The organism is Falsiroseomonas oryzae (assembly GCF_027856955.1).
GTDB lineage: Bacteria > Pseudomonadota > Alphaproteobacteria > Acetobacterales > Acetobacteraceae > Falsiroseomonas > Falsiroseomonas oryzae.
In genome coordinates this window covers 1-3,100 of record NZ_JAPSMD010000540.1, presented here as the reverse complement: position 1 = coordinate 3,100, position 3,100 = coordinate 1, and the positions used below count along the sequence as shown (strand labels likewise).

The 3,100-nt window shown below is 74.1% G+C and carries 3 protein-coding genes; 1 reads left to right on the top strand and 2 read right to left on the bottom strand.

Features of this window, described 5'->3' with window-relative positions; translation table 11 throughout:
- The first annotated feature begins 175 nt into the window (after positions 1-175).
- The gene (locus tag OZN99_RS28490) at positions 176-1,750 is read left to right on the top strand and encodes an ABC transporter substrate-binding protein (RefSeq protein ID WP_270938596.1); all 1,575 of its coding nucleotides are present in this window, start codon (positions 176-178) and stop codon (positions 1,748-1,750) included.
- Between the two features lie 135 nt (positions 1,751-1,885).
- On the opposite strand, the gene OZN99_RS28485 is transcribed toward OZN99_RS28490, so the two are convergent.
- Together OZN99_RS28485 and OZN99_RS28480 are read right to left on the bottom strand one after the other, a co-directional pair.
- On the bottom strand, positions 1,886-2,605 hold the full coding sequence (locus OZN99_RS28485) for an SDR family oxidoreductase (RefSeq protein WP_270938595.1): 720 nt from the start codon (positions 2,603-2,605) through the stop codon (positions 1,886-1,888).
- Positions 2,602-3,100: hypothetical protein (locus OZN99_RS28480; RefSeq protein ID WP_456299911.1), on the bottom strand; the 499-nt coding region annotated here is incomplete at its 5' end. The genes OZN99_RS28485 and OZN99_RS28480, both read right to left, overlap by 4 nt.

Genomic DNA, 3,100 nt, shown 5'->3' with positions numbered 1-3,100 from the left:
CCGAGCGCTACGCCGCGGTGGACGCGCTGCGCGCCCGCAACCGCGTGGCGCATGCGCTGCGCGAGGCGACGGTCGCGGTCGCAGAAGCGCGCGCCGCGCTCGGCGCCTGAACAACCGCCTTGCGGGGCGGCGGCCGGCGCGACAGGCTGGTGCCGCCCCCGCCGGAGTGGACCCCATGCCGAAGCGGCTTCCCGCCTTCCTGTTGCTCGCCGCCCTCGCCGCCTCGCCAGCGACCGCGCAGGAACTGCGCATCGGTTTCAAGGCCGCCGTGGACGGCGCCGACCCGCACCTGAACTACACGCCCAACCGCAACGTCCAGCTGCATGTCTGGGAACCGCTGGTGTTCCAGGACGAGTTCATGCGCCCGCTGCCCGGCGCCGCCTCCGCCTGGCGGAACCTCGATGCGACCACCTGGGAGTTCACGCTGCGCGAGGGGCTGCGCTTCCATGACGGCACGCCGGTCACGGCGGAGGACGTGGTCTTCTCCATCCGCCGCGCCCGCGCCATCACGGGGCTGCGCACCTTCGTCGTGCAGACCCGCAGCGTGGCAAGCGCGGAGGCGAAGGACGCGCGCACCGTGGTGATCCGCACCAACGGCCCCGCGCCGCTGCTGCCCAACCAGCTGGCCGTCATCGCCATCGTTTCCGCCCGCGCCGCGGACGGCGCGACGGAGGCCGACTTCAACGGCGGCCGCGCCGCCATCGGCAGCGGGCCCTATCGCTGGGTGCGCTTCACCCCGGGCCAGGACGTGGTGCTGGAGCGCAATCCCGACACCTGGCGCGGCGCGGAGCCCTGGCAGCGCGTGAGCTTCCGCTTCATCCCGAACGACAGCGCCCGTGTCGCCGCGCTGCTGGCAGGCGACGTGGACACGATCGACAACGTGCCGCCTTCGCTGTTCGGCCGCATCCGGGAAAGCGATCGCACCCAGCTCGTCACCGGGCCGGGCCTCTTCACGCTCTACATGTATCTCGACCATTTCCGCGACCGCGTGGTCTTCGCCACCGGCGCGGACGGCCAGCCGTTGGATCGCAACCCGATCCGCGATCCGCGCGTGCGGCAGGCCATGAACCTGGCGATCAACCGCACCGCGCTCGCCGAACGCGCGATGGAGGGCGCCGCGGACCCGATCGGGCAGTTCGCCGGCCCCGGCTTCCTCGGCCACGAGCCCTCGCTCGGCCTGCCACCCTTCGACCCCCCCCGCGCCCGCGCCCTGCTGGCGGAGGCCGGGCACCCGAACGGCTTCAACCTGACGATCCAGTGCACCAATGACCGCTTCGTCGGTGATGCCCGCACCTGCCAGGCGATCGGCCAGATGCTGACCGCGGTCGGCATCCGCGCCACGGTGGAGGCGCTGCCCTCCGCCGTATTCTTCCGCCGCGCCAATGGCGGCCAGGGCCTGGACCCGGAGTTCACCGCCTTCCTCGCCATCTTCGCCTCCTCCACCGGCGTGGCCAGCGAGAGCATGGCGACCATCCTGCGCACGCGCGATGCGGCGCGCGGCCATGGCTCGCTGAACCGCGGCCGCTACTCCAACCCCGCGCTCGACGCCGCGCTGGAGCGGGTGGACGCAACCTTCGACGAGGCCGAGCGGGAGCGCCTGACCGGCGCCGCCGCGCGCATCGCCATGGAGGACAACGCGATCCTGCCGATCTACTCGCTGCGCGCCACCTACGGCGTGCGGCGCGGCCTGGTGCTCGCGCCGCGCGGCGACGGCTACACCTTCGCCATGAACATCCGCGCCGCGCGGTGAGCACGCCATGCAACGCGGCATGTCTGTGTTCCGATGGCGGTCCGCGCAGCGGGCCGAGCGCGCGAAGGCGCGCCGCGGCCTGTGCCGCGAAGCCAAGCAAACCGGAGGTTTGCGCCCGGCGTCTGAGGGCATGAATCAGGCCGGCGCCAGGCCGACCGTCAGGCCGCCGCAGACATAGATCACCTGCCCGGTGACGAAGCCGGCGCGGTCGTCCAGGAAGAAGGCGCAGCCATGCGCCACGTCCTCGGGCGTGCCGAGCCGCTTCACCGGCACGCCCTCCACGATGGCGCGCGTGCGCGGACTGTTGTCGGGGTTGGCGCGGCGGAACAGCTCGGTGGCGATCGGGCCCGGGCCGATGGCGTTCACCGTGATGCCCTGCGCGGCGAGTTCCAGCGCCCAGGTGCGCGTCAGCCCGATCAGCCCGGCCTTGCTGGCGGCGTAGGCGGTGCGCAGTTCCTTCCCCAGCGCGGCGCGGGACGCGATGTTGACGATGCGGCCGAACCCCGCGTCGCGCATCGCCGGCAGCACGGCCTGCGCCGCCAGCACCGCGCTGCGCAGGTTCACGTCCATCACCGTGGCTAGGTCCTCGACCGTCGCCTCCTCCAGCGGGGCGGGCTTCACGATGCCGACATTGTTCACCAGCCGCGTCGGCGCGTGGCGCGCCACCGCCTCGGCCAGGGCGCCGCGGGCGCCCGAGAGGTCGGCGAAGTCGCAGGCAACGTAGGCCTCGTTGGGCAGCGCATCCTCCGGCGCCCGCAGGTCGAGCGTGACCGGCCGCCAGCCCGCCTCCGCCGCGCGGCGCGCGATGGCGCGCCCGATGCCGCCGGCGCCGCCGGTGATGAGCACGGCACTCATCGATAGGTCTCCTCCAGCCAGCCCAAGAGCCGGTCGGCCACCACCTCGCGACCGGCATCCAGCATCATCGCGTGCGCCACCTCGTCGAACAGCGCGAAGCGGCAGGCGTGCCAGGCGGCGGTGCGCACCACCGCATCGGCCGGGATCAGGCGGTCCCGCCGCGCGCCGAAGACGATGCAGGGCTTAGCCAGGCCCCAGGCCGGCGGCACGGGCTGCGGGCCCTGCGCCTCCATCAGCGCAAGGCGGCTCTCCCCGCCCATGCGCAGCAGGTGGCGCGCCGCCGCGGAGTCCGGCAGCGCGGGCGAGAACAGCGCGCGGCGCAGCAGCGCCGACTCCGCAGCCGGCCCGGACGGCTCGGTCATGCGCGACACGGCGCGCCACAGTGGCGGGTCCGCCATCGCCAGCCGCCAGTTGGCCCAGGCCAGCCCCTCGGGCGGCACCGGCGCCAGCAGCGCGGCGCCCAGCACCGCCGTCTCCGCCAGCAGCCGCTGCGCG

Excerpts from the sequence above, each read along its gene's own strand:
- OZN99_RS28490 (WP_270938596.1), top strand. The coding sequence starts at position 176 with ATGCCGAAGCGGCTTCCCGCCTTCCTGTTGCTCGCCGCCCTCGCCGCC.
- OZN99_RS28485 (WP_270938595.1), bottom strand. The coding sequence starts at position 2,605 with ATGAGTGCCGTGCTCATCACCGGCGGCGCCGGCGGCATCGGGCGCGCC.